Source organism: Micromonospora sp. NPDC049359, assembly GCF_044466585.1.
GTDB lineage: Bacteria > Actinomycetota > Actinomycetes > Mycobacteriales > Micromonosporaceae > Micromonospora.
The window spans coordinates 14,567-34,919 of sequence record NZ_JBITMW010000021.1; the positions used below are offsets into that span (position 1 = coordinate 14,567).

General features: G+C 71.4%; 20 protein-coding genes. 16 read left to right on the forward strand and 4 right to left on the reverse strand.

Annotated features, from left to right (window positions below; genetic code table 11):
- Positions 1–5: 5 nt before the first annotated feature.
- The 3 genes from ACIBTX_RS31995 to tkt form a co-directional block, all read right to left on the reverse strand.
- A complete protein-coding gene (locus ACIBTX_RS31995; protein ID WP_357134288.1) occupies positions 6–1,655 on the reverse strand; it encodes a glucose-6-phosphate isomerase in 1,650 nt (549 codons plus the stop codon).
- Positions 1,656–1,772: 117 nt separating this feature from the next.
- Complete coding sequence (tal, locus tag ACIBTX_RS32000) at positions 1,773–2,948, reverse strand: transaldolase (protein ID WP_357134290.1); 1,176 nt, start codon at positions 2,946–2,948, stop codon at positions 1,773–1,775.
- Between the two features lie 15 nt (positions 2,949–2,963).
- Positions 2,964–5,102 (reverse strand): transketolase, encoded by a 2,139-nt coding sequence (tkt, locus tag ACIBTX_RS32005; protein ID WP_357134292.1) that lies wholly within the window; start codon positions 5,100–5,102, stop codon positions 2,964–2,966.
- A gap of 265 nt (positions 5,103–5,367) precedes the next feature.
- Here tkt and ACIBTX_RS32010 point away from each other — a divergent pair, with 265 nt between their 5' ends.
- From ACIBTX_RS32010 to ACIBTX_RS32020, 3 genes are all read left to right on the forward strand, one after another.
- On the forward strand, positions 5,368–6,321 hold the full coding sequence (locus tag ACIBTX_RS32010) for a heme o synthase (protein WP_357134294.1): 954 nt from the start codon (positions 5,368–5,370) through the stop codon (positions 6,319–6,321).
- A 285-nt stretch (positions 6,322–6,606) separates the two neighbouring features.
- Positions 6,607–6,942, forward strand: coding sequence for a hypothetical protein (locus ACIBTX_RS32015; RefSeq protein ID WP_357134296.1), 336 nt, complete (start codon positions 6,607–6,609; stop codon positions 6,940–6,942).
- Positions 6,943–6,956: 14 nt separating this feature from the next.
- Positions 6,957–7,877, forward strand: a complete 921-nt coding sequence (locus tag ACIBTX_RS32020) for a hypothetical protein (RefSeq protein ID WP_357134298.1) — start codon at positions 6,957–6,959, stop codon at positions 7,875–7,877.
- 1,035 nt (positions 7,878–8,912) lie between these two features.
- Here ACIBTX_RS32020 and ACIBTX_RS32025 read toward each other — a convergent pair.
- The gene (locus ACIBTX_RS32025) at positions 8,913–9,854 is read right to left on the reverse strand and encodes a heme A synthase (protein WP_396833387.1); all 942 of its coding nucleotides are present in this window, start codon (positions 9,852–9,854) and stop codon (positions 8,913–8,915) included.
- Positions 9,855–10,066: 212 nt separating this feature from the next.
- Here ACIBTX_RS32025 and ACIBTX_RS32030 point away from each other — a divergent pair, with 212 nt between their 5' ends.
- The 13 genes from ACIBTX_RS32030 (at position 10,067) to ACIBTX_RS32090 (ending at position 20,320) form a co-directional block, all read left to right on the forward strand.
- The gene (locus tag ACIBTX_RS32030; RefSeq protein WP_396833395.1) at positions 10,067–10,768 is read left to right on the forward strand and encodes a helix-turn-helix transcriptional regulator; all 702 of its coding nucleotides are present in this window, start codon (positions 10,067–10,069) and stop codon (positions 10,766–10,768) included.
- Positions 10,765–12,195 (forward strand): Fe-S cluster assembly protein SufB, encoded by a 1,431-nt coding sequence (sufB, locus tag ACIBTX_RS32035; protein ID WP_357134304.1) that lies wholly within the window; start codon positions 10,765–10,767, stop codon positions 12,193–12,195. Before ACIBTX_RS32030 ends, sufB begins: the two co-directional genes overlap by 4 nt.
- Before the next feature lie 92 nt (positions 12,196–12,287).
- The gene (sufD, locus tag ACIBTX_RS32040) at positions 12,288–13,433 is read left to right on the forward strand and encodes a Fe-S cluster assembly protein SufD (RefSeq protein WP_357170852.1); all 1,146 of its coding nucleotides are present in this window, start codon (positions 12,288–12,290) and stop codon (positions 13,431–13,433) included.
- Positions 13,433–13,759 carry a non-heme iron oxygenase ferredoxin subunit gene (locus ACIBTX_RS32045; protein ID WP_357134308.1) on the forward strand — a complete coding sequence of 109 codons (327 nt, stop codon included), beginning with the start codon at positions 13,433–13,435 and terminating at the stop codon, positions 13,757–13,759. The genes sufD and ACIBTX_RS32045 overlap by 1 nt, the downstream gene beginning before the upstream one ends.
- Complete coding sequence (sufC, locus tag ACIBTX_RS32050; protein WP_357134310.1) at positions 13,759–14,532, forward strand: Fe-S cluster assembly ATPase SufC; 774 nt, start codon at positions 13,759–13,761, stop codon at positions 14,530–14,532. The genes ACIBTX_RS32045 and sufC overlap by 1 nt, the downstream gene beginning before the upstream one ends.
- 20 nt (positions 14,533–14,552) lie before the next feature.
- Positions 14,553–15,857 carry a cysteine desulfurase gene (locus ACIBTX_RS32055; RefSeq protein ID WP_357134312.1) on the forward strand — a complete coding sequence of 435 codons (1,305 nt, stop codon included), beginning with the start codon at positions 14,553–14,555 and terminating at the stop codon, positions 15,855–15,857.
- A gap of 2 nt (positions 15,858–15,859) precedes the next feature.
- A complete protein-coding gene (sufU, locus tag ACIBTX_RS32060) occupies positions 15,860–16,333 on the forward strand; it encodes a Fe-S cluster assembly sulfur transfer protein SufU (RefSeq protein ID WP_355049630.1) in 474 nt (157 codons plus the stop codon).
- Positions 16,330–16,764, forward strand: a complete 435-nt coding sequence (locus ACIBTX_RS32065) for a metal-sulfur cluster assembly factor (protein WP_357134314.1) — start codon at positions 16,330–16,332, stop codon at positions 16,762–16,764. The genes sufU and ACIBTX_RS32065 overlap by 4 nt, the downstream gene beginning before the upstream one ends.
- A 180-nt stretch (positions 16,765–16,944) precedes the next feature.
- Positions 16,945–17,553 (forward strand): TIGR03086 family metal-binding protein, encoded by a 609-nt coding sequence (locus ACIBTX_RS32070; protein ID WP_357134316.1) that lies wholly within the window; start codon positions 16,945–16,947, stop codon positions 17,551–17,553.
- Between the two features lie 575 nt (positions 17,554–18,128).
- Positions 18,129–18,761 carry a LysE family transporter gene (locus ACIBTX_RS32075; RefSeq protein WP_357170856.1) on the forward strand — a complete coding sequence of 211 codons (633 nt, stop codon included), beginning with the start codon at positions 18,129–18,131 and terminating at the stop codon, positions 18,759–18,761.
- Between the two features lie 37 nt (positions 18,762–18,798).
- The gene (locus tag ACIBTX_RS32080) at positions 18,799–19,458 is read left to right on the forward strand and encodes an acVLRF1 family peptidyl-tRNA hydrolase (protein WP_357134321.1); all 660 of its coding nucleotides are present in this window, start codon (positions 18,799–18,801) and stop codon (positions 19,456–19,458) included.
- A gap of 194 nt (positions 19,459–19,652) precedes the next feature.
- Positions 19,653–19,952 carry a muconolactone Delta-isomerase family protein gene (locus ACIBTX_RS32085; protein WP_357134323.1) on the forward strand — a complete coding sequence of 100 codons (300 nt, stop codon included), beginning with the start codon at positions 19,653–19,655 and terminating at the stop codon, positions 19,950–19,952.
- Between the two features lie 2 nt (positions 19,953–19,954).
- The gene (locus tag ACIBTX_RS32090) at positions 19,955–20,320 is read left to right on the forward strand and encodes an SgcJ/EcaC family oxidoreductase (RefSeq protein ID WP_396833388.1); all 366 of its coding nucleotides are present in this window, start codon (positions 19,955–19,957) and stop codon (positions 20,318–20,320) included.
- The last annotated feature ends 33 nt before the right edge of the window (positions 20,321–20,353 follow it).

Consider the following 20,353-nt stretch of genomic DNA (forward strand, 5'->3'; position numbering starts at 1 on the left):
CATCCTCACGTGCGCAGCTGACCGGCCGCGTCGAGCAGTTGGGCGACCCCGGCGGCCCGGTCGGTCAGGTGCAGTCGCAGCACCGGCCGGTCCCGGCCGGCGAGGGCCTGCCGGTCGCCGGCGGCCTGCGCCGCCTGCAACTCGCCGAAGGTGTACGGCTTGCCCGGCACGTCCAGGTCCTCCGCGACCGCGCCGGTCACCTGCAGGTAGCTGCCCACCTGCGGGCCGCCCTTGTGGTATTGGCCGGTGGAGTGCAGGAACCGCGGCCCCCAGCCGAAGGTGACCGGCCGGCCGGACGCGCCGGCCAGCAACGGCCGCAACCCGGCCGTGTCGGCGTCGGCGAACCGGTCGAGGTACGCCATCACCGCGAGGTAACCGTCGTCGCCCAGCCCGTCGAGCAGCCACCGCAGCACCCCGGCCAGGTCACCCGGGGCGCCCTGCGGCGCGTACACCTCGATCGCGCCCTCGGTGAACGACGGCTCCTCCGTCGGCAGCCCCGAGGCCAGGATCTTGTTGGTGTTCTCCTTGGACTCGGTGACGTTCGGCTGGTTGAACGGGTCGATGCCGAGCACCACGCCGGCCACCGCGGTGGCGTACTCCCAGGCCAGGAACTGCGCGCCGAGCGGGCCGTTGACGGCCACGTCCGGGTCGGCGCCGCCGCCGGGCACGTCACCGGCGGCCAGCGCGCCGCCGTAGCTGACGGTCAGCACGTCGGGGCCGGTCGCGCCGGGGCTCTGCGGTGACTCCACGACCACCGGCAGGATGCCCACGCCGGCCTTGCCGGTCGACTCGGCGATGAGCTGCTCGGCCCAGTCGCCCAGACCGTCGATGCCGGTGCCGTCGGACACCAGGGCGACCTTGTCGCGGGCCAGCGTGGCGGCGGCGCCCAGCGCGGCGCCCAGCGCCAGCGCCGGGTTGTCGCTGTCGGCGGCGAGCGACCGGGCCAACGCGTCGGCCTGGTCGATCAGCTCCGACACGTCGACGCCGGCCAGCGCGGACGGCACCAGCCCGAACGCGGTCAGCGCCGAGTACCGGCCGCCCACGTTCGGGTCGGCGAGCACGGTGAACGCGCCCATCTCGGTCGCGGTCGCCTCCAGCGGCGAGCCCGGGTCGGTGACGATGACGAAGTGCCGGCCGGCCTCCGCCTCGGTCATCCCGGCGTCCAGGAACGCCTGCCAGTAGGCGCGGCGGTGGCTGTCGGTCTCCACCGTCGAGCCGGACTTGCTGGCGACCACCACCACGGTGCGTTCCAGCCGGTCACCGAGGGCCGCCCGGACCTGGCCCGGGTCGGTGGTGTCCAGCACCGTCAACGGCCGGCCCAGGGTCCGCGTGATGACCTCGGGGGCGAGCGACGAGCCACCCATGCCGGCGAGCACGACGTGGTCCAGGTCGGCCAGCTCCGCCTTCAGCTCGGCGAGCTGCGCCAGCAGCTCCCGGCTGCGCTGGTGGGTATCCACCCAACCGAGCCGGATCTTCGCCTCGGCCTCGGCGTCCGAACCCCACAGGGTCGTGTCCTTGGCGGCCAGCCGCCCGGGGACGCCGGCCTTGACCAGCGCCTCCCGGGTCGAGGCGGGCGCGGCCTTGTCGACCGCGTCCGCGCCGTAGACGGCGAGCCCGGCGGCGGCCTCCGCCGGCCCGGCAAGAAGATCACTCATGCCGCCACTCCACTTCGTTCCGTGCCGTCATGAGGCGCCTTCACGCTGGGCTTGCCGATTCGCTCGCTGCGCTCGCTCATGCCGCCACTCCACTTCGCTGGGTGCTGATCGGCTCGCTCACGCGCCACCGGCCTTCTCGGCGGCCTTGGCGTTGCCTTCGGCGGCCTTGTTCGGCGCACCCTGGCCCTTCGCCGCGGCCTTCAGCGACTTGCTGACGCCGTCGAGCAGCTCCTGCCAGCTCGCCTCGAACTTCTCCACGCCCTCGCGCTCCAGGGTGACGATCACGTCCGCCATGTCCACCCCGACCGACTCCAGGTCCGCGAAGACCTTCCGGGCCGCGTCGTAGGACCCGGTGACGGTGTCGCCGCGGGTCTCGCCGTGATCGGCGTACGCGTGGATGACCGACTCCGGCATGGTGTTGACCGTTCCGGCGGCGATCAGCTCCTCGACGTAGATGACGTCCCGGTAGTCCGGGTTCTTCGTCGAGGTGGAGGCCCACAGCGGCCGCTGCGGGTGCGCGCCGGCGGCCTCGAGCGCCTTCCAGCGGTCCGAGGAGAAGACCTCGGTGTACCGCTCGTACGCGAGCTGCGCGTTGGCCACGGCGGCCTTGCCGCGCAGCGCCTTGGCCTGGTCCGAGCCGATCTTCTCGAGCCTCTTGTCGACCTCGGAATCCACCCGGGAGACGAAGAACGACGCGACCGAGCCGATGGTGGACAGGTCGTGACCGTTGGCCTTGGCCCGCTCCAGGCCGGCCAGGAACGCCTCCATCACCGCCGAGTAGCGGTCCAGGCCGAAGATCAGCGTCACGTTGACGCTGATCCCCTCGGCGAGCGTGTCGGCGATCGCCGACAGGCCCTCCTCGGTGGCCGGGATCTTGATGAAGAGGTTGGGCCGGTCGACCAGCCACCACAGCGCCTTGGCCTCGGCGACCGTCTTGTCGGCGTCGTGCGCGCTGCGCGGGTCCACCTCGATGGAGACCCGGCCGTCCACGCCGGCGCTGCCGTCGTAGGACGGGCGCATCACGTCGCACGCCCACCGTACGTCGTACGTGGTGAGCATCCGGACGGCCTCTTCGACGTCCACGCCACGGGTGGCCAGGTCGCGAAGCTGCCAGTTGTACTCGTCGGCGTCGCTGAGCGCCTTTGCGAAGATCGTCGGGTTGGTGGTGACCCCGGCCACGTGCTTCTCGCGGCGGAGCTGGTCCAGCCCGCCGGAGCTCAGACGCACCCGGGAGAGATCGTCGAGCCAGACCGCCACACCCGCGGCGGTGAGCTCATTCAGCTTGTCGGTCATGCCGTTTACGCTCCCTCAGTTGCCGGTGGTGAAACCGGTGATGTCGCCCACCCGGGCCAGCGAGGCGTGCGCCGCCGCCACGATCCGGTCGGGGGTGAACCCGAACTGCTCGAAGAGCACGGTGTGCGGGGCGCTCGCGCCGTAGTGCTCGATGCTGACGCTCTCGCCCAGGTCGCCGACGATCCCGCGCCAGGACATCGCGATGCCCGCCTCCACGCTCACCCGTGCCTTTACCCCACGCGGGAGCACCGACTCCCGGTACGCCTCATCCTGCTCGTAGAACCACTCCTGGCAGGGCATCGAGACCACCCGGGTCGGGGTGCCGTCGGCCTCCAGCCGCTCCCGGGCGGTCAGGGCGAGCTGCACCTCGGACCCGGTGCCGATGATGATCACCTGGGGCTTGCCGTTGGACGCCTCGGCCAGCACGTAACCGCCCTTGGCCACACCTGACGCATCGCCCAGAACCTCCCGGTCCAGGGTCGGCAGGGCCTGGCGGCTCAGCGCCAGCGCGGTCGGTCGGTCGGTGTGCTCCAGCGCCTGCCGCCAGGCCCACACCGTCTCGTTGCCGTCCGCCGGGCGGACCACGTCCAGGCCCGGGATGGCGCGCAGCGCGGTCAGGTGCTCCACCGGCTGGTGGGTCGGGCCGTCCTCGCCCAGACCGATCGAGTCGTGCGTCCAGACGTACGTCACGGGCAGCTTCATCAGCGCGGCCAGCCGCACCGAGGGGCGCATGTAGTCGCTGAACACCAGGAACGTGCCGCCGTACGGGCGGGTGCCGCCGTGCAGGGCGATGCCGTTCAGGATCGCGCCCATGGCGTGCTCACGGATGCCGAAGTGCAGCGTGCGGCCGTACTCGTGGCCCGGGAAGTCCTTGGTGGCGTGCGAGGCCGGGATGAACGACGGCTCGCCCTTCATGGTGGTGTTGTTGCTCTCGGCCAGGTCGGCCGAGCCGCCCCACAGCTCCGGCAGCACCGGCGCGAGCGCCTCCAGCACCTTGCCGGACGCGGCCCGGGTGGCCACACCCTTGGCGTCGGCGGGGAAGACCGGCAGCGCGTCGGTCCAGCCGTCGGGCAGCACCCGGCCGGCGAGCCGCTCGTAGAGCGCGGTGCGCTCGGGGTTGGCCTTCTTCCAGGCGTCGAACGACGCGGTCCACGCCTGCTCGGCGTCCGAGCCGCGACCCATCACCGTGCGGGCGTGACCCAGCACCTCCTCGTCGACCTGGAAGGTCTGCTCCGGGTCGAAGCCGAGGATGCGCTTGGTGGCCTTGACCTCGTCGGCGCCGAGCGCGGAGCCGTGGATCTTGCCGGTGTTCTGCTTGTTGGGCGCGGGCCAACCGATGATGGTGCGCAGCGCGATGAACGAGGGGCGGGTGGTCTCCGCCTTGGCGGCCACCAGCGCGTCGTACAGCGCCTCGACGTTCTCGTGGTAGTCGCCCTGGTCGGCGTCCCCGCTGCGCCAGTCGACGGTCTGCACGTGCCAGCCGTACGCCTCGTAGCGGGCCGCCACGTCCTCGCTCTTGGCGATCCGGGTGTCGTCCTCGATCGAGATCTCGTTGTCGTCGTAGATCAGCGTGAGGCTGCCCAGCTGCTGGTGCCCGGCGAGGGCGCTGGCCTCGTGGCTGATGCCCTCCTCGATGTCGCCGTCGGAGGCGATGCACCAGATGTTGTGGTCGAAGACCGACGTGCCCGGCTCGGCCTCCGGGTCGAATAGGCCCCGCTCGCGGCGGGCCGCCATGGCCATGCCGACGGCGTTGCCCAGACCCTGCCCGAGCGGGCCGGTGGTGGTCTCGACGCCCGGCGTGTGGCCGTGCTCCGGGTGGCCCGGGGTCATCGAGCCCCACTGGCGCAGCGACTTCAGGTCGTCCAGGCTCAGCGGGTAGCCGGAGAGGAAGAGCTGGATGTAGAGCGTCAGGCTGGAGTGGCCGGCGGAGAGCACGAACCGGTCCCGGCCGGGCCAGTTCGGGTCGGCCGGGTTGTGCCGCATGACCCGGTTGAAGAGAAGATAGGCCGCGGGCGCGAGGCTCATCGCGGTGCCCGGGTGGCCGTTGCCGGATTTCTCCACGGCATCCATGGCCAGCACGCGGACGGTGTCGACGGCCCGGCGATCGAGGTCGGACCAGTTGAGTGCGGAGTGCTCGGGTCGGTTGGCAGCCACGATGGTTGTGCTCCTCGGCAGATGGGCGGAACCCTCACTGGTGACCCTATCGAGCGTGACTAAACGTCCGCCCGGGGATCTCGCATGGTGTGCGGTACGTGACGGCGGCCCAGGTCGTTCAACCCGGTGGTGTGACGGCCCGCACCGTTGTCGGGTCGGCCGGGCAGCCAAAACGACGACGCGTAGTGTGTGGGTCGGTGTGCGGTGCCCGAGCGGGGCCCCGCCGATCCGATCTCCCCGTGCCGATGCCGGAAGGTGGCAATCCGTGAGCATGATCACCGAGCGCCCCGCGAGCAACCCCGCCGGGCAGCCCCCGGCACGGGCGGCCGAGGGTCCGGTGGCGCGGCGGGACGTGCGCGCGATCGTGTCGTCGTACGTGGCGCTGACCAAGCCGCGCATCGTCGAACTGCTGTTGGTCACCACCGTCCCGGCGATGATGCTCGCCGAGGGCGGCCTGCCGTCGCTGTGGCTGATGGCTGTCGTGCTCGTCGGTGGCTCGCTCGCGGCCGGGGCGGCCAGCGTCCTCAACTGCTACATCGACCGCGACATCGACCAGTTGATGCGGCGCACCAAGCGGCGTCCGCTGCCGGCGCACACCGTGTCGCCCCGTAACGCGCTGGTCTTCGGTCTGGTGCTGGCGGCGGTCTCGATCGTCCTGATGGCGGCGTTCACCAATCTGCTCGCCGCGGGGCTGACGCTCGCCGCGATCGTCTACTACGACGTCGTCTACACCATGTGGCTCAAGCGCTCCACCCCGACGAACACGTTCTGGGGTGGGGCCTGCGGCGCGGCGCCGGTGCTCATCGGCTGGGCGGCGGTCACCGGTGGGCTCGCTCCGGCGGCCTGGGCGCTGTTCGCGGTGGTCTTCTTCTGGCAGATGCCGCACTTCTACCCGCTCGCCATGAAGTACAAGGACGACTACGCCCGCGCCGGCATCCCGATGCTGCCCGTGGTGGCCTCGACCCGTCGGGTGAACGCCGAGATTCTGATCTTCGCCTGGCTCACGGTGCTCACCTCCCTGGCGGTCTGGCCGCTGGGGCTCAGCGCGATCTACGGCGTGCCGACCCTGGTGGTGGGCGCCATCTTCATCCTTGAGGCGCACAAGCTCTGCCGGCGGGCGACGCGCGGCGAAGCGGTCAAGCCGATGCGGCTGTTCCACTGGTCCACGACGTACCTGACGATCGTGTTCGTGGCCGTCGCGCTCGACGCGCTGATCTGACGCCGCCCGGCGCGCGGCCCGCGTTTCGCCGCCAATCCTGCGAACAGTCACCGTCATGGATGAGTTGTCCCGCTTTAACGTCACATCAGAGTAACTTTCGGCATGAGTCGGATCGGCTCAACCTGCGGGAGTTGCAGCCTGGTTTGCTCCGGAAGTTGAGGCGGGAAAGTCCTGATTTAAGCGGACAAAGTGTCCCTGCTGTTCCTTAAACCTCTAGGTAATTGGCATCACAAAAGCTTCATGGTTCTCGCCCGCGCGAGTGGAACTCTGCTTAGGCTTCGCGTCATGGCAGATGGTTCCGATACGACGCTGACGGCCGAGCAGAGCTCCGGCGAGCAGGCCCCGCAGGGTCTGGTCGCGGGTCTCAAGTCGTTCGCCGCCGGGCACGGCGGCGCGAAGGCCGTCATCGAGTACGTCGGTAAGCGCGGCGCGCGGATCGTCCTCGTGGGCGCCGACGGTGAGTGGGGCGACCAGTTCGCCGAGGACACCGTCACGGCCCGGGAGGCGTGCGCCAAGGCGGGAGTCACCGTCGAGAACGCCTGGGAGCGTGAACTGATGGACCAGATGCGACCGAGCAACGACCTCTGGCGGTCGATGGCCCGGCGCACGATGGCCCGCTGAGATAGCTAGCTGGATTGACCAACCACCACCAGTCGACCCGGGGGGAACCCCGGGTCGCTCTCGTTACCTGCTCCCGCCTGGTCGACCTTGACCCCGACGACCGCCTCGTCCTCGACCCGCTCGCCGCGCGGGGGATCATCGCCGAAGCGGCGGTCTGGGACGACCCGGACGTCGACTGGTCCGCGTACGACCTTGTCGTGCTCCGCTCGCCGTGGGACTACGCGCTGCGCCGCGACGAGTTCGTCGCCTGGGCCGCCACGGTGCCCACCCTGGTCAACCCCGCCGACGTGGTGCGGTGGAACACCGACAAGCGCTACCTCGGCGAGCTGAGCGCCGCCGGCGTACCCACCGTGCCGACCGCCTGGGTCGAGCCGGGCGCGAGCTGGTCGCCGCCCGCCGACACCGGCGAGTACGTGATCAAACCGGCGGTCAGCTCCGGTAGCCAGGACACCGGCCGTTACGACCTGGCCGACCCGGAGCACCGGGCCCTCGCCGACGCGCACGTACGTCGCCTCTCGGCCGCCGGCCGGACGACGATGGTCCAGCCGTACCTGAGCGCCGTCGACACCGAGGGCGAGACCGCGCTGCTCTTCCTGGCCGGCCCGGACGGTCTCGCGTTCAGCCACGCCATCCGCAAGGGCGCCATGTTGACCGGCCCCGACCTCGGTCCGGACGAGCTGTACAAGGCCGAGGAGATCACCGCCCGCACCGCCGCGGTCGAGCAGTTGGCCGTCGCGGACCGGACCCTAGCGGCGGTCCCCGGCGGCACCCGGCAGTTGCTCTACGCCCGCGTGGATCTGATCTCCGGCCCGGCCGGCGACCCGGTCCTGGTCGAGTTGGAGCTGACCGAGCCGTCGCTCTTCCTCGGGTACGCCGAGAACGCCCCCGACCGCCTGGCCACCGCGATCGCCACCCACCTGACCCACCCGGCCTGACCACGTCGAGGTAGGGCGGTGTCCCGGCGTGCCCCCTACGAGCTCCGTGGCGTGGCGTGTCGCGCCGTGCCGTGTCGCGCCCTGCCGTGGCGTGCCGTGCCGTGCCGTGGCGTGCCGTGCCGTGCCGTGCCGTGGCGTGCCGCGTCGTGGCGTGCCGTGCCGCGTCGTGGCGTGCCGTGGCGTGCCGTGCCGTGCCCTGGCGTGGGTGCCGTGCCGTGGCGTGGGTGCCGTGCCGTGTCGTGTCGTGCCGTGTCGTGGCGTGGCGAGGCGGTGACCGCCCTGGAGGTGCGCGGATGCCGGGCGGGGCGCCGATGCGGCGCTGCCTCGACGTTGGCGGCTGGCCCAGCACCGCCTCGACGGCGGCGGCGCCCGCAAGGTCGCGCTGCATCCAGGATGTAGTGGTATCGCGGACACGTCGATGCCACTACATCCTGGTTCGAGCGTGACCATGAGCCCTGCGGGGTGCCCCGCCGCCGCGCCGGCTCTGTCGCGACGCCCGCCAGTCCTCGCGCACCCGCGCACCCGCGCACCCGCGCACCCGCGCACCCGCGCACCCGCGCACCCGCGCACCCGCGCACCCGCGCACCCGCGCACCCGCGCACCTATCGCCCTTCGCCCCTCCCACCTCTCGGTCCTCGCCCCTCTCGCCCCTCGTCAAGATCCGCGCAACTTCGGGGATGTTGCTGCCTCCCGCGTCCCGGAGGCAGCAACAACCCTGAACTTGCGTAAATCTTGGGCAGGCGTGCAGACGCGATAGCGCAGGCGGGGCGGCGCGCAGGCGCGGACGCACGACAGCGCGCGAGGCGCAGGCGTGCACCCGAGAGGGGACACCGGCGGGCGCAGGACGCAAGGGCTGCGCCCCGCACGTCTCGCCCATCGCGCCGATCTTGCACTTTCTGTCCCGACCTATCGCGCGAATATGGGCACTTCGGCGTTCGTAAGTGCAAGATCGACGCGTGTAGGGCGGGGCGTGCTTGGCGCGGGGCCCGGCGAGGCGCGCGGGGCGGGGCGCGGGGGTGGGCCGGGGCGCGGGGGTCAGGCGGGGACGGGTTGGGCTTCTGGCGCTGGGGTGGGCTGGGGTGCCGGGGGGACCGGGTGGCGTTCGCGGGTGGACCACTGGACGGACAGGGCGGCCAGTAGCACCAGGCACGAGCCCAGCATGTGCGCGCCGACCAGGAGCGCCGGCACGTGGGTGAAGTACTGCACGAAGCCGATGAGTCCCTGACCCAACTCCACCGCGACCAGGACGACGGCGGCCCGGGTGGCCCGCCGCGCCTCCGCCGCGCGGAACGCGAAGATGAGCGCCACCGACAGGCCGATCAACAGGAATACCCCGTCGGCGTGGACCTGGGAGATGGCCTCCGGGTCCAGGCCGTTGCGGGCCGCGCCGTGGTCGCCGGCGTGTGGGCCGCTGCCGGTGACCCAGGTGCCGATCACCAGTACCGCGACGGTGACGCCGGTGGTGATCCGGGCGAGCGCGCGCAGGGGAGTGGGCACCGCGGCGACCGTCGGGCCGTCCGGGTCGCCGATCCGCCGCCAGAGGGCGTACGCGGCGGCGATCACCGCCATCGAGGAGAGGAAATGCAGCCCCACCACCCACGGGTTGAGGTTGGTGAGCACCGTGATGCCGCCGATCACCGCCTGGGCGGGGATGCCCAGGAACACGGCGACGGACAGCGCGAGGAGCCCGGGCCGGCGGGGCCGGTGGATCAGCACTGCCAGCACGGTGGCCAGCGCGATGAGACCGACCGCGAAGGTCAGCATCCGGTTGCTGAACTCGATCACGCCGTACACGCCCATTTCGGGTGTGGTGACGTACGAGTCGTCGGTGCACCGGGGCCAGGTGGGGCAGCCGAGGCCCGATGCGGTCAGCCGGACCGCCCCGCCGGTGACGACGATGGCCACGTTCGCGATGATCGAGGCGAGCGCGAGGCGGCGCAGCAGGACGCTGGATACCGGACGGACGAATCGGTTCACGGCGCAAATCCTACGCACTGTAGTGATCGAGGTCCGTCCGACTCCGTCGGCTCGGTGGTTCGGATCACCGGGGCCCGGGTTTGCGACCCTCCGGGCAATTACGTAACGTTGGCGTTGTGAAAAACGCGGCGGCGCTCTCCGGGCACCAGCCGGCGGCTGTCCCGGCCGTCGGCGCGTCCGCGTCCGCCCTCGTCGGGGCCTCGCCGTCCGTACTGGGTGGCTCCGCGACGGAGACCTCCACCCGGGACCGCGTCACCCAGTTGCTCCTGGAGCGGGGCGCGACGACCGCCGCGCAGCTCGGTCTCGCGCTCGGCCTCAGCCCGGCGGCGATCCGCCGGCACCTGGACGCGATGCTCGCCGACGGTGACGTCGTCGCCCGCGAGCAGGCGGTGCAGGGCAGCCGGGGTCGGGGTCGTCCGGCCAAGGTGTTCGTCCTGACCGAGGCGGCTCGGGTTCGCTGTGGCACACACCACTACGACAACATGGCCACAGCGGCGCTGCGCTGGATCGCCCGCAACGGTGGTGCGGACGCGGTCGAGACGTTCGCGGCCGAGCAGGTCTCCGCGCTCGAGTCGCGCTGTCGCGCCGCCATGGAGGACGCCGGCGACGACCCTCTCGCGCGGGCCGAGGCGCTCGCCGGAGCGCTGACCGCCGAGGGTTACGCTGCCAACGCGACCACGATCGCCTCCGGCGGCCAGCTCTGTCAGCACCACTGCCCGGTGGCGCACGTGGCCGCCGAGTTTCCTCAGCTGTGCGAGGCCGAGACCGCGGTTATCTCCCGTCTGGTCGGCACCCACGTGCAGCGCCTGGCCACCATCGCGCACGGCGACGGGGTGTGCACCACGCACATCCCGACCCAGCCGGGCCGTGCTTCATCCGGTAATCCCGTCACCACTGTGAGGACAGATAGATGACCGAGCAGATCGTCCAGCCCCTGACCCAGGAAGAGCAGCTCGCCGCCCTGGGTCGCTACGAGTACGGCTGGTCCGACCCGGACGCCGCCGGGGCGGTTGCCCAGCGCGGCATCAACGAGGCGGTGGTGCGGGACATCTCGGCCAAGAAGAACGAGCCGGCCTGGATGCTCGACCTGCGCCTGAAGGGCCTGCGGCTGTTCGGCCGCAAGCCGATGCCGGCCTGGGGCGCGGACCTCACCGGCATCGACTTCGACAACATCAAGTACTTCGTGCGGTCCACCGAGAAGCAGGCCACCAGCTGGGAGGACCTGCCCGAGGACATCAAGAACACGTACGACCGGCTGGGCATCCCGGAGGCCGAGAAGCAGCGGCTGGTCGCGGGTGTCGCGGCGCAGTACGAGTCGGAGGTCGTCTACCACAAGATCCGTGAGGACCTTGAGGAGCAGGGCGTCATCTTCCTGGACACCGACACCGCGCTGCGGGAGCACGAGGACGTCTTCAAGGAGTACTTCGGCACGGTGATCCCGGTCGGCGACAACAAGTTCGCCGCGCTGAACACCTCCGTGTGGTCCGGTGGCTCGTTCATCTACGTGCCGAAGGGCGTGCACGTGGAGATCCCGCTGCAGGCCTACTTCCGGATCAACACGGAGAACATGGGCCAGTTCGAGCGGACGCTGATCATCGTCGACGAGGGCGCGTACGTGCACTACGTCGAGGGCTGCACCGCGCCGCTCTACTCCTCCGACTCGCTGCACAGCGCGGTAGTGGAGATCATCGTCAAGAAGAACGCGCGCTGCCGCTACACGACCATCCAGAACTGGTCGAACAACGTCTACAACCTGGTCACCAAGCGCGCCGTCTGCCACGAGGGCGCGACCATGGAGTGGGTCGACGGCAACATCGGCTCCAAGGTGACCATGAAGTACCCGGCGGTCTACATGACCGGCGAGCACGCCAAGGGCGAGGTGCTCTCGGTGGCGATGGCCGGCGAGGGTCAGCACCAGGACGCCGGCGCCAAGATGGTGCACGCGGCTCCGCACACCTCTTCGAGCATCATCTCCAAGTCGATCGCCCGGGGCGGCGGCCGCACCTCGTACCGGGGTCTGGTGCAGGTGCTGGAGGGCTCGCACCACAGCCGCAGCACGGTCAAGTGCGACGCGCTGCTGGTCGACACCATCTCCCGCTCCGACACGTACCCGTACGTCGACATCCGCGAGGACGACGTGTCGATGGGCCACGAGGCGACCGTCTCCAAGATCAGCGACGACCAGCTCTTCTACCTGATGAGCCGGGGCCTGAGCGAGGACGAGGCGATGGCGATGATCGTGCGCGGCTTCATCGAGCCGATCGCCAAGGAACTCCCGATGGAGTACGCCCTGGAGCTGAACCGCCTGATCGAACTCCAGATGGAGGGCGCGGTCGGCTGACGCCGCCGTTCCCCGCGTGGCGGGCCGGCGACGCCGGCCCGCCCGCACGAAGCCCAACCTCGCCGTCACGGAACAGACAGACCAAGGAAGACATGACTACCCAGGCTTCCGCGCCGCCGCCCAGCACCAAGTCGCAGGCGCTGCGCTCGTACGACGTCGCCGACTTCCCGGCCCTCACCGGCCTGGAGGAGGACTGGCGCTTCACCCCGCTCAAGCGCCTCCGCGGCCTCTCGGGCGACGTGCCGGCCGAGACCGGCACGGTCCGGCACGAGTACGGCGACCTGCCCGAGGGCGTGGCCATCAGCCGGATCGGCCGCGACGACGAGCGGATCGGCAGCGTGCTCACTCCGGTGGACCGGGTCAGCGCGCTGGCGTACGGCGCTGCCGCCGAGGCCCTGTTGGTGCGGGTGGCCCCGGACGTGGTGCTCGGCCAGTCGGTGGGCCTGCGGGTGGTCGGCACGGGCGCGGGGCAGCCGGCGTTCGGGCACACGTTCGTCGAGATCGGCCGCTTCGCCGAGGCGACCCTGGTGCTGGAGCACGTCGGATCGGCCACCCTGGCCGACAACGTCGAGGTGGTCGTGGCCGACGGCGCGAAGCTGACCCTGGTCACCGTCGCCGACTGGGCCGACGACGCGGTCCAGGCCCAGCACCTGAAGGTCAGGCTGGGTCGGGACGCCAAGGTCATCCACATCCAGGTGTCCCTGGGCGGGGACCTGGTCCGGCAGTTCACCTCGGTGGAGTACACCGGTCGGGGCGGCGAGGCCGAGCTGTACGGCGTCTACTTCGCCGATGGCGGCCAGCACCTGGAGCACCGGCAGCTCGTCGACCACAACGTGCCGGACTGCCGCAGCTACGTCGGCTACCGGGGCGCGCTGCAGGGCGCGGACGCGCACACCGTCTGGGTCGGCGACGTGCTGATCCAGGCCGAGGCGACCGGCACCGACACGTACGAGATCAACCGGAACCTGCTGCTCACCGATGGCGCGCGCGCGGACTCCGTACCCAATCTGGAGATCGAGACCGGCGAGATCGCCGGCGCTGGCCATGCCAGCGCGACCGGCCGCTTCGACGACGAGCAGTTGTTCTACCTGATGGCCCGGGGTATCCCGGAGGGTGAGGCCCGTCGCCTGGTGGTCCGTGGCTTCTTCGCCGAGGTGATCAACAAGATCCCGGTGGAGTCGCTGCGCGAGCGCCTGGGCGACGCGATCGAGGCCCGGCTCAGCAAGGCCGGCGCCTGATGATCCGGATCTGCTCCACCGAGGACGTGCCGAAGGGCACCGCCATCAGAGCGGACGTCGACGGCACCCCGATCGCCCTGGTGCACGGTGAGGACGGCGAGTTCTACGCCGCGTACGACGAGTGCTCGCACGCCGCCGTCGCCCTCTCCGAGGGTGAGGTCGACGGCTGCACGCTGGAGTGCTGGCTGCACGGCTCGCGCTTCGACCTGCGCACCGGCGCGCCGACCGGCCTGCCCGCCACCGAACCCGTACCCGTCTACCCCGTCGAAGTCCGCGACGGCGACATCTACCTGAGCCTGACGCCGAGTAATGGAGTGACCCGATAATGAGCACCCTGGAGATCCGCGACCTGAAGGTGTCGGTCAAGCTGCCCGAGGGTGAGCTCAAGCCGATCCTGGCCGGCGTCAACCTGACTGTGAAGTCCGGTGAGACCCACGCCATCATGGGCCCCAACGGCTCCGGCAAGTCCACCCTGGCGTACTCGATCGCCGGCCACCCCAAGTACGAGATCACCGGCGGCTCGGTGACCCTCGACGGCGAGGACGTCCTCGCCATGACCGTCGACGAGCGCGCTCGCGCCGGCCTCTTCCTGGCCATGCAGTACCCGGTCGAGGTCCCCGGCGTCTCGGTGGCGAACTTCCTGCGCACCGCGAAGACCGCCATCGACGGCGAGGCGCCGAAGCTGCGCACCTGGGGCGGCGAGCTGCGCGGCGCGATGGAGCGCCTGCAGATGGATCCGGCGTTCGCCCAGCGCAACGTCAACGAGGGCTTCTCCGGCGGTGAGAAGAAGCGGCACGAGATCGTCCAGCTGGAGCTGCTCAAGCCGAAGATCGCCATCCTCGACGAGACCGACTCGGGTCTCGACGTGGACGCGCTGCGCGTGGTCAGCGAGGGCGTCAACCGGGTCCGCGACACCGGCGACACCGGCGTGCTGCTGATCACCCACTACACGCGGATCCTGCGCTACATCAAGCCGGACCACGTGCACGTCTTCGTCGCCGGTCGGATCGTCGAGCAGGGCGGCCCGGAGCTTGCCGACAAGCTCGAGGCCGAGGGTTACGAGCGGTACGCCGCCGGGGCCGGTTCGGCCAAGGCCTGAGTGCGAGAGGCGCTGTCGAGATGACCAGCATCGCGATCCCCGAGGGGATGCCGCAGTACGACGACGTGCCGCGTTTCGACGTGGCCCGGGTGCGCGCCGACTTCCCGATCCTCGACCGGGAGATCAACGGGCACCCGCTGGTCTACCTCGACAGCGCCAACACCTCGCACAAACCGCGTCAGGTGCTCGCCGTGCTCGACGAGCACTACGCGCGGCACAACGCCAACGTCTCGCGCTCGGTGCACACGCTGGGCACCGAGGCCACCGAGGCGTACGAGGGGGCGCGGGCCAAGCTCGCCGCGTTCATCAACGCCCCGAGCGTCGACGAGGTGGTGTTCACCAAGAACTCCACCGAGGCGATCAACATCGTGGCGTACGCCTTCTCCAACGCCTCGCTGCGTCCGGACGGCGACCCGCGGTTCCGGCTCGGCCCCGGGGACGAGGTGGTGATCTCCGAGATGGAGCACCACTCGAACATCGTCCCGTGGCAGCTGCTCTGCGAGCGCACCGGCGCGACCCTGCGCTGGTTCCCGGTCACCGACCAGGGCCGGTTGGACGAGTCGGGCCTGGAAGATCTGGTCACCGAACGGACGAAGATCGTCTCGCTGGTGCACATGTCGAACATCCTGGGCACCGTCAACGCCACCTCCCGGATCACCGCGCGGGTCCGTGAGGTGGGCGCGCTGCTGCTGCTGGACTGCTCGCAGTCGGTGCCGCACCTGCCCATCGACGTGGTCGACCTCGACGCCGACTACATCGTGTTCACCGGGCACAAGATGCTCGGTCCGACCGGCATCGGCGTGCTCTGGGGCCGGGGCGAGCTGCTGGCGGCCATGCCGCCGGTGATGGGCGGCGGCTCGATGATCGAGACGGTGACCATGGCCCGGTCGACGTTCGCCGCCCCGCCGGCCCGCTTCGAGGCGGGAACTCCGCCGATCGCCGAGGCGGTCGCGCTCGGCGCGGCGGTCGACTACCTCACCGGGATCGGCATGCCGGCCATCCAGTGGCACGAGAAGGAGCTGACGGCGTACGCGCTGGACGCCCTCGGGTCGGTGCCCGACCTGCGGATCTTCGGCCCGACCGTACCGATCGGCCGGGGCGGCACCATCTCGTTCGCCCTCGGTGACGTGCACCCGCACGATGTGGGCCAGGTGCTCGACTCGCTGGGCGTGCAGGTGCGGGTGGGTCACCACTGCGCGAAGCCGGTGTGCAGCCGGTTCGGCGTTCCGGCGATGACCCGGGCGTCGTTCTACCTCTACACCACCACCGGGGAGATCGACGCCCTGGTGGGCGGTCTGGAGCAGGTACGGAAGGTGTTCGACTGATGGTGCAGCTCGACCAGCTCTACCAGGAGATCATCCTGGATCACTACAAGCACCCGCACGGGCGGGGCCTGCGTGACGCCGACGACCCGGGCGACCAGGTCGCCGAGGCGCACCACGTCAACCCGACCTGCGGTGACGAGGTCACCGTCCGGGTGGCCACCGACGGCACCGTTCTGCACGACATCTCGTACGACGGCATGGGTTGCTCGATCAGCCAGGCCTCGGCGAGCGTCCTGCACGAACTGCTGCGCGGTCGGGGCGCCGGGGAAGCATTCGAGGTGCACGAGGCGTTCGTCGAGTTGATGTCCGGACGTGGCCAGGTCACGCCGGACGAGGACGTACTCGGTGACGGGGTCGCTTTCGCGGGCGTGGCCCGCTATCCCGCCCGGGTCAAGTGCGCGCTGCTGCCGTGGATGGCGTTCAAGGACGCCGCGGCACGCGCCGGTGTGGGCGTGAGCCCGGAGGTGAAGGCATGAGCAGCGAGGATACGGCTACTGCGGCGACGCCGGAGGCCGGCGACACCGTCGCGGCGCAGACCGGCGCGGTGAGTGGCGACGCCGCCGCCCCGGCGGGTGGCGTCAGCAAGGCCATGATCGCCGACATCGAGGAGGCGATGAAGGACGTCGTCGACCCGGAGTTGGGCATCAACGTGGTCGACCTGGGCCTGGTGTACGGGGTGCACGTCGACGACGAGAACGTCGCGACCCTGGACATGACGCTCACCTCGGCGGCGTGCCCGCTGACCGACGTGATCGAGGACCAGGCCCGGCAGGCCCTCACCACCGGCCCCGGTGGCGGCCTGGTCAACGACATCCGGATCAACTGGGTGTGGCTCCCGCCGTGGGGCCCGGACAAGATCACCGACGAGGGTCGGGACCAGCTCCGTTCCCTCGGCTTCAACGTCTGACCCCGACTCCCGACCTTCTCCGTTCGAGCGCGGTGCCCTCCGGGGTGCCGCGCTCGTCGTGTTTAGAGGTGAAATCTATTGTGGAACGGATCGTTCCGGTCTGCTAAGCTGAGTTTGACACGGAGCGGAACGTTCCGTTTCACGGGGAAACTCGGCGGATCAGCGGAGAGGGTCGGGACAATGAACGAGACGGCAGCGGGACAGTGGCGGATCGTGCTCGACGAGGCGCACCGGGCGCTGCGGACGACCGCCGAGGGGATCCCGGCCGAGGCCTGGGACCTCTCCACCCCCTGCGAGCGGTGGACGGTCACCCAGGTGCTCCAGCACGCGACCGGCGACCAGCTCGCCTACGTCGCGGCGATCACCGGCGGATCGGGGCCGGAGGAGGACCCGTTCGCGCCCTCCGGGCGGATCGAGGGGGACAAGCTGACCGGCCTGTACGCCGCCCTCGACGCGTCCGCCCTCGCCTGGGTGGGCGTCGCCGACGAGGATCCGCAGGTGCCGACACCGCTGCCGCACGGCGCGCTGCCGGCCCACCTGGCTGCCGTCGCCGCCGCCCTCGACGCGGCGGTGCACGCCTGGGACATCGCGGTGGCCACCGGTCAGCCGTCCCCGCTCCACGACGACCTGGCCCGCCCCCTGTTCGAGGTCGCGCGGCAGATCGTCGAGCCGCTGCGGTCCTACGGCGCGTACGCGGCGGCGCTCGACCCGGGAGCGGAAGCCGACGACGTGAGCGCGCTGCTCTCCTACCTCGGCCGTGACCCCCGGTGGGCCGAGTCGCGGCACTGACCGGTCCCGATCCGCCAAGATCGTGCTCGATCATTGTTGTAGTGGCCTCGGTGTCTCGCCGAGGCCACTACAACATGGTGCGAGCACGATCTTCGATTGGCGCCCGCGGCTCGCCCGCCGGGTGGGAGTGATCGGGCGCCCGATCCCGGCAAGATCTGCGCAACTTCACCGATGTTGCGGTTTCCCGCGTGGCGGATGCAGCAACATCGGTGAAGTTGTGAGGATCTTGGGCGCGGGGCGCGGGGCGCGGGGCGCGGGGCGCGGGGCGCGGGGCGCGGGGCGCGGGGCGCGGGGCGCGGGGCGCGGGGCGCGGGGCGCGGGGCGGACTACGACGCCGATCTTGCGCTTTCTGTGCCGACTTAATTCGCGAAGGTGAACATTTCGGCGTCGCTAAGTGCAAGATCGGCGGGCGGATGCGACGGCGCTGCGGGGAAATCCGTTGCGGGGACGACTGCCGGCGCGCAGGATGCCGATGTGATCGAGGCGTACGCGATGCGGGTTCTGGTCCCTGCGACGACTGCCGGTCGTCGACAGCGGCCGGTACCGGGGCGGGCCTCGATCCTGCGTCGACGGCCATGAGCGGGGCGTTCCTCGCCGGTCTGGTGGCCGGCTACGGCGTCGCCATCCCGGTCGGCGCGATCGCGATCCTCATCCTGGGGCTCAGTGCCCGTACCTCGTTCCGGGTCGGCGCGGCAGCGGCCCTCGCGGTGGCGACGGCCGACGGGCTCTACGCGGCGGTGGCCGCGCTGGGCGGCGCGAGCCTGGCCGGGGTCATCGCGCCGGCCGCCGGTCCGCTGCGGGTGGCCGCCGCCGTGGTCCTGTTAGGGCTGGCCGCGCACGGGCTCTGGCGGACCTGGGCTGCCCACCGCTCCCGACGCGCGCCGACGGCGCGGGGCGGTCGGGGGATGGATACTCCGGGCCGCGCCTACGCGGCGCTGCTCGGATTGACCCTGCTGAACCCGACGACGGTGCTCTACTTCGTCGCGTTGGTCCTCGGTCGTCCGGACACGGCCGACGCGGGACCGGTGCCGGCGGCCCTGTTCGTGGCCGGAGTGTTCCTGGCGTCGGCGAGCTGGCAGCTGCTCATCGCCGGTGGCGGCACGGTGGTCGGCCGTGCGCTGACCGGCCCGCGCGGCCGGCTGGTCACGGGCGTGCTCTCCAGCGTCCTCATCGCCGCGCTGGCGGTGGCCGCGGTGGTGCCGGGCTGACGGTCCGGGTGCGCCGGCGGTGGCGTACGGTCGGGCGGTGACCAGTCGACCCGCTGCCGGGGGAGGCCGGTGGGTCGAGGTCGACCCGGCCCGCGTCGGCCGCTGGGTCGAGGGCTTCGCCGACCGGCACGGCCCGCCCACCACCACCGCACGGGAGTACGGGCTGCTGCTGACCGCCCCCGACGGAGCCACCGCCGAGTTGCACACGCCACCCGGGTCACCCGCCAGCGGCGACGTGGCCGCCTTCGTGGCCGCCGCCGGCACGCCGTACCGGATCGGTCTCTTGTTGGCGCGCAAGGGTGCGGTGGCGATCGGCGTGGCGCTCGGCGCCGAGCTGGTGGTCTCCAAGGTGGACACCCGGTACGTGCAGGGGCGCACCGCGGCCGGTGGGTGGTCGCAGCACCGGTTCGCCCGGCGGCGTGACAACCAGGCCAAGGCGGCGCTGGGTGACGCGGCGGACCTGGCCGTACGGCTGCTGCTGCCGGAGGCGGCGAAGCTGGCGGCCCTCGTCTGCGGCGGTGACCGGCGGGCCGTGGACACGGTGCTCGCGGACCGGCGGCTGGCCCCGCTGCTGCCGCTGCGGGCCGAGCGGCTGCTCGACGTGCCGGAGCCTCGACACGCGGTCCTGGTCGCGGCGGTGAGCGCGGCCCGGGCGGTACGGATCCGGTTGCGCGACCCCGCCCCGGCCGCAGACTGACCGCGTCTGGTCCGCGGCGACGCTACCCCCGCCCCGAACGGGCGGCGTGTGGTCAGCGGCGACGCTACCCGTGCCGGATCACGGCGGCGGCGACTGCTCTCGGCTGGCCGCCCCGTCGAGCCGGAGCAGAGATGACCGCCACCCGAACGGGGGTTCGGGGCGTGGTGCGGCGCGCATCGTCGGAGGATGGGCGCGTGGAGTTCCTGGTGGACATGGTGACGACGGTGCCCGCCGGCACCTCGGAGGACGGGGTTGCCGAGATGCGTGCGCGTGAGGCGGCGCGTTCGGCCGAGTTGACGGCGCGGGGCAGTCTGCTGCGCCTGTGGCGGCCGCCGCTGGCGCCGGGGGAGTGGCGTACGTGGGGGCTCTTCGAGGCTGCCGACGCGGACGAGTTGGAGGCGGTCCTCGCGTCGATGCCGCTGCGCGCCTGGCGGCGGGAGACCGTCACGCCGTTGACGCCGCACCCGAACGACCCCGGTCGGCCGGGGCGGTGACCGTGGCCGGTGACGAGGTGGAGATCCTGCGCGCGGTCCTGAACCGGTGGAGGTCGGCGGTCGACGCGCACGAGCCGGACCGCGTCGCGTCGGTCTTCGCGGATGACGCGATCTTCCAGGGCCTGCACCCGTACGCCGTCGGCCGGGACGGCATCGCGGCGTACTACGCGGCACAGCCGCTGGGCCTGACCGCCGCGTACGAGATCCGGGAGACCCGGCGGCTCGCGGACGACGTGGTCCTCGGCTATCTGGAGGTCGAGTTCGGGTTCACCGACCGACCGGCGCTGACCGTGCACCTCGGTGTGGTCGTCCGGCGGGTCGGGGACGCCTGGTTGATCGGGCACTACCAGGTCTCCCGGCTCGACTGACCACCCAACGACGATCGCGGCAGGCCCGCTCGG